This window comes from Acinetobacter sp. AOR18_HL, assembly GCF_027855145.1.
GTDB lineage: Bacteria > Pseudomonadota > Gammaproteobacteria > Pseudomonadales > Moraxellaceae > Acinetobacter > Acinetobacter pittii.
This window is the reverse complement of record NZ_JAKTIG010000052.1, coordinates 1-6077: the sequence shown is the minus strand read 5'-3', so window position 1 is coordinate 6077 and position 6077 is coordinate 1. Positions and strand designations below refer to the sequence as shown.

Below are 6077 nucleotides of genomic sequence, written 5' to 3'. Positions count from 1 at the left end.
GCCCTGAAAATGCCGACCATGGAAAGGATTCATATGCTGCACATTTAGCTAAAACAGTCTTCAGCTTACCATTCGTGGTTATTTGCAACAGTGCCTTAAAAAAGCCTGTCATTAACGTCTCACCATTTATCGAAATATTCTTGAATCTGTAATACATTCAGTCATATATTTGATTACGTCACAAAATCAAAAAGTAGATGAGTCATGAGCAATAGTCGTGGCGGAAGCCGAGATGGTTCCGGTAGAAAGTTTAAATACAATGAGCCTACGAAAACGGTAAGAGTACCTGTATCCAAAATCATAGAGATCAAGAATTATCTCAATGAAGTAGAGAAGCAAAGGTTCAATGAAGTTGCATCCATCACGCTGATTGATGCGACTACTCAGATGAGAATCCCTTTGGCTTCAGAGAAAGTCGCTGCTGGTTTCCCTTCGCCAGCTCAGGACTACATCGACAAAACATTAGACATGAATGAACACCTCATCAAAAATGAAGCTGCAACATTCGTTGTAAAGGTTGCTTCACTTTCGATGAGAGATGCAGGCATTGAGATTGATGATGAACTGATTGTAGACCGGAGCATTGAAGCCAAGCATGAAGACATCGTAATTGCGCTGATCGACAATGAGTTCACTGTAAAACGTCTCATGATTGAAGGTGATGATAATCGTTGGCTTAAAGCAGAGAACCCTGAGTATTCCGACATTCATCTGAAGGATGGTCAGGAAATGGTGATTTGGGGTGTAGTGACTTTTGTCATCAAGCCTTTCAGAAAGCGTTAATACTTTATTGGTTTCATGCTCATGCAAGCAGCTCACCATAATATCTACGCTTTAGTAGACATCAACAACTGCTATGTCAGTTGTGAACGCATCTTTAACCCAAGCTTGAACAATAAGCCTGTCATTGTGCTATCGAACAATGATGGCTGTGCTGTAGCACGGTCTCAGGAAGCCAAGGACTTGGGCATCAAGATGGGTGTTCCTCTCTTCCAGATCAAGGACATCGTAGAGCAGCATCAGGTACAAGTGCTATCGAGCAACTATGCACTGTATGCAGAGATGTCCCGCAGATTGATGAAAGTCCTGTCTGACTTTGTGTCTCCTAAAGAGCAGGAGATTTACTCTATTGATGAATGCTTTCTGGATCTGACGGCTCATGCAGAGAATTATGATCTAACCGATTATGCTCAACAGATTCGTCAACGTATCTTTTCTTGGCTTGGTTTACCTGTATGTATTGGCATTGGGCGCTCAAAGACTGAAGCGAAACTGGCGAACCATATTGCCAAGAAGAACAGCTATTTCAATGGCGTATGTAACTTGGTTTCAATGGATCACTGCTCTGCTGAAACACTGTACCAATCCATTGAGGTAAGTGAGATTTGGGGTGTAGGACGTAAACATTCGAAGAAGCTCAACAGTATGGGCATCCATTCTGTCATGGATTTTGTCATGGCTTATCCTCTGATGATCAGGGACCAATTCTCTATCGTAATGCATCGAACTTTATTAGAGCTTCATGGAACCGCTTGCATTGAACTGGAACATACGCCACCTGCAAAGAAGCAAATCATTGCTAGTCGCTCTTTTGGGCAGAGGATCTACCACATAGATGATCTAAAAGAAGCTATGACCCTGTATGTACAAGATGCTGTAAGTAGACTGAGAGACGATGAGCTATTGTGTGGCTGTCTTATTAGTTTCGTGCAATCAAATCCATTTGATGTCTCTAAGCCTTTCTACAATAAGTCTCTATCGCTACCTTTACCAGAACCTACTGACAACCTGTTGGTGCTCTCTAAACTCGCTACAGCGATGATTGATGGCCTGTATGCCAAGGACATTGCCTTCAAGAAATGTGGCGTGATTCTGACGTGTCTCGAACCAAAGGCAAGCCATGTGTATGACATGTTTACCGACATGAAGCACATCGAAGTTAGCAATGCCTTGATGGATTCTATGGAAAGTATTCATAGCAAATTTGGTAAAAGTAAACTTGCCTTAGGTGCTAGCATGTTGCCGGACAGAGCATGGAATATGTCACGAGATCGGCTAACACAGAACTACTTTAAATGGGATCAACTGCTTTGTGTAAAGTAATTTTCCTCCCTATAAAGTGATTTCGTTTTAGTTTCATAATAGTTTTTTATTGATTGCAAAATAATTGTAATTTACAACTACCTAATCGAAGATTATCGGCACTGTTGCAAATAACCACGAATGGTAAGCTGAAGACTGTTTTAGCTAAATGTGCAGCATATGAATCCTTTCCATGGTCGGCATTTTCAGGGCGAAATCATTCTTTGGGCTGTGCGCTGGTATTGTAAATATGGCATTAGCTATCGTGAACTGCAGGAAATGCTGGCCGAACGGGGTGTGAATGTTGATCACACGACTATTTACCGTTGGGTTCAACGTTATGCTCCTGAAATAGAAAAACGTTTACGCTGGTATTGGCGTAATCCTACAGATCTGAGCTCGTGGCATATTGATGAAACCTATGTAAAAGTGAATGGACGATGATCTTATCTGTATCGTGCAGTCGATCAACGTGGCGATACCATTGATTTTTATCTTTCTTCTAGACGTAATACCAAATCAACATATTGTTTTCTTGGAAAAATTTTAAATAATGTGAAGAAGTGGCAAATTCCACAAGTGATCAACACGGATAAAGCACCCACATATGGACGTGCTTTATCACGGTTAAAACGGGAATGTAAATGTCCACCAGACCTTGAGCACAGGCAGATTAAGTATAAAAATAACGTGATTGAATGTGATCATGGCAAGCTAAAGCGGATCATCAGGGCCACATTAGGATTCAAATCTATGAAGACGGCTTATGCCACAATTAAAGGTATTGAAGTCATGCGTGCACTGCGTAAAGGACAAGCATCGTCATTTTATTATGGTCAGCCTCAGGGTGAAGTGTGTCTAATCAACAGGGTTTTCGGTCTCTAAGTACTTTTTAAAGGGAACATCATCGACTCAAATCTCTATTTGCAACAGTGCCCTTACAAAATGGTGTCTTTTTTTAATATCCACTGCATAACCTTAAAATAAAAATTAAATTAATAAGATAGTTATTTTAATAAGTTTTTTTCTAAATTTGATAAAAATTTAACTAAGTTAGGTTCCATTTAATATAATGGGTATTATTCGAAATTAAAATAAAATTATTTTATTTTTCAGCAGTTTATGTAAAAATGAAGTGGAACTCAAACCCGGAAAAGCCAATTTGGAAACAAGTCTGCTTTTTCTTGAACAAAACTGTCACCTTTCACTAATTAAATTGGTTAAAAAGAGATCGATTTTGCAGTTTTTCCAGCTTTAACAGGACATACAGACCGGAAAGTATCCCCAATTTCTGCGGATAAACCTGAGACAATTTTTGGTTAGATTTGTACGCCCTAGCTCACAGCAATTTAGGGATTTTACGGCTATGGCATCTGTGGTTTTTTACTTATGATGAAGTCATACAGGAACAGGAAGTTCCAGAACAGAAAACAATAATGATAAGTTCCAGCACCAGGACGTGGGGTAGTACAGCAGCCCTACCGTAAGCGTCCGCTGAACACACCTTCTGAATTCATCCTATAAGCCTTAATTTAGTCCACACTTAAAAACAAGTGGGGACTAAAATTTATGACTACAAATCACCAGACATCCATCGCATCTCTTGCGAAAAAACGAAGAACATACAGTGCTGAATTTAAACAGCAGATCGTTCAGGCTTGTAAAGCACCGGACGTTTCAATTGCTTCGGTCGCTTTGCAACATGGATTGAATACAAATCTTGTATCCAAATGGATTCGCTTAATTGATGCTAAGCCAGGGAATGATCGCTCACCACTACCGAATAAACCTGCATTTATTGCCTTATCTTGCTCTGCACCATTAGATCCTACTCCTACTGACATGTTAAAGGTTCAAATTACTTTACCCCACTCAAAAGCAGAAATTGGCTTGAAATGGCAAGTATCAGAAATATCTGCTTTAGCAGAATTACTCAAGGCACTTGCAACATGATCCGCATTGATGAAATCTGGCTTTCTACCCAACCTCTGGATATGCGAGCAGGGATGGATATTGTCATGGCTCAGGTGGTGAGAGCCTTTGGCTACATCAAACCGCATTGTGCTTACCTGTTCTGTAATAAACGTGGCCATCGCATGAAAGTGCTGGTACATGATGGACTGGGCATCTGGCTGTGTGCCCGGCGGCTGGAACAGGGAAAATTCCACTGGGCGCAGGTTCACCAGGGTGAAAGCATGGCGATAAGTCCGGAACAGTTACAGGCACTGATCCAGGGTTTACCTTGGCAGCGCATTGGACGACAGCAGGTGGTGACGATGCTTTAAACCAGACTGTTCCATTCTGCTATTCTCCAAACGTTCTATTTCATTCTTCTCATGACCTCAGGCATACTGCGGTCATGAATACGCTGCCTGACTTAAGCCAACTGACCCATGAACAACTGCTGGAATTCACCAGACAGTTGGCAATGCAGCATCAGTCTCTGGCAGAATCAAATCAAGAGTTAGAAAAATCAAACCAGCAATTGGATGCCAAAGTTCAACATCTTTCTATTCTCACTCAAAAATACGAGCATGAACTGGCGCTGTTTAAAAAGCACAAATTCGCCCAAAAGAATGAACACTTAACGGCAAAACAAATCCATCTGTGGGATGAAGCGGTTGAAGAAGATATTGCCGCGGTTGATCTAGAACTGGAGCGGCTGAATGCAGATAAAACCGATGCAGTGACACACAAAGCCACAGTCAATAAACCTAAACGTCGACCACTGCCAGATCATCTACACACCATCCGTATTGAGCATGAACCTGCATCAACCCAATGTGCTTGTGGATGCCAACTCCGGCGTATCGGCGAAGATGTCAGTGAAAAACTGCATTTCAGACCGGCACAGTTCTATAAGGAACAGCATATCCGTGGCAAATGGGTCTGTGATCAGTGCGACACCCTGACTCAGCAAGCGATGCCAGCCTATGTGATTGATAAAGGCATTGCTTCACCTGAACTGCTCAGCCATGTGTTGGTATCGAAGTATGCCGATCATTTACCGCTGTACCGTCAGCGCCTGATCTATCAGCGGGCGGGCATTGATCTGTCCAGATCCACGTTATCTGACTGGATTGGTCGCTGCGGTGTGGAACTGGAACCTCTGGCCAATGCCTTAAAACAGGTGGTGCTGCAACAGCGGGTGATCCATGCCGATGAAACGCCGGTCACCATTATGCGGATGGGTGAGAATGAGAAAAAACCGAAGAAAGGTTATGTCTGGGCCTATGCCACCACACAGTACAATCCAGTTCAAGCGGTGATCTATGACTTTCAGGATAGCCGTTCAGGTCAGCATGCAGAAGAGTTCCTGAATGGCTGGCAGGGCCATCTGGTCTGTGATGATTACAGTGGTTATAAAGCACGCTTTAAATCAGGCGATGTCATTGAGGTGGGCTGCATGGCACATGCACGTCGTAAATTTCATGAACTGCATGTGACCGGGAAAAGTCAGATCGCTGAACAGGCATTAGTGCTGATTCAGAAACTGTATGCCATAGAAGCAGAACTCAGGAAAAAGACCGATAGTACAGCAGAACACCGCCGCGAATACCGACAACAGCACAGCCAACCGGTGAGGCAACAACTGTATGAATGGCTCAACCAACATGATCTGACGGTGCCATCGAGTTCTCCAACCGCCAAGGCGATCAATTACAGTCTGAAGCGTTGGCCAGCCTTAAGCCGCTATCTGGATGATGGCAATCTACCCATTGACAATAACTGGGCAGAGAACTCAATGCGTCCCTGGGCATTGGGCCGTAAGAACTGGTTGTTTGCAGGTTCGCTGCGCAGTGGACAGCGAGCGGCAAATATCATGACTTTAATCCAGTCAGCAAAGCTGAATGGCTTGGATCCGTATGCCTATTTAAGTGATGTGCTGAAAAAGCTACCGACACATAAAGTGACCCAGATTGAAGAGTTACTGCCACACTGCTGGAAACCTAAATCGAATTAAAAAATTGGTATGGGATTCAGCGGACGCTTAC

Annotated in this window: 5 protein-coding genes and 1 pseudogene; all 6 read left to right on the top strand. The window is 42.9% G+C overall.

All coding sequences use genetic code 11. From position 1 onward, the window contains the following. The first annotated feature begins 204 nt into the window (after positions 1-204). Positions 205-783, top strand: a complete 579-nt coding sequence (locus tag MKL51_RS13190) for a LexA family protein (protein ID WP_068520013.1) — start codon at positions 205-207, stop codon at positions 781-783. A gap of 15 nt (positions 784-798) precedes the next feature. After that, entirely contained in the window at positions 799-2103 is a 1305-nt protein-coding gene (locus MKL51_RS13185) for a Y-family DNA polymerase (protein ID WP_068558395.1), read from the top strand. Positions 2104-2262: 159 nt separating this feature from the next. Then, positions 2263-2967: pseudogene (locus MKL51_RS13180) on the top strand (IS6-like element IS1006 family transposase). A 684-nt stretch (positions 2968-3651) separates the two neighbouring features. Further along, the gene (tnpA, locus tag MKL51_RS13175) at positions 3652-4035 is read left to right on the top strand and encodes an IS66-like element accessory protein TnpA (RefSeq protein WP_004646130.1); all 384 of its coding nucleotides are present in this window, start codon (positions 3652-3654) and stop codon (positions 4033-4035) included. Further along, the gene (gene tnpB, locus MKL51_RS13170) at positions 4032-4367 is read left to right on the top strand and encodes an IS66 family insertion sequence element accessory protein TnpB (protein ID WP_004832949.1); all 336 of its coding nucleotides are present in this window, start codon (positions 4032-4034) and stop codon (positions 4365-4367) included. Before tnpA ends, tnpB begins: the two co-directional genes overlap by 4 nt. Positions 4368-4441: 74 nt before the next feature. After that, a complete protein-coding gene (locus MKL51_RS13165; RefSeq protein WP_017402503.1) occupies positions 4442-6046 on the top strand; it encodes an IS66-like element ISAba46 family transposase in 1605 nt (534 codons plus the stop codon). Positions 6047-6077: the final 31 nt, after the last annotated feature.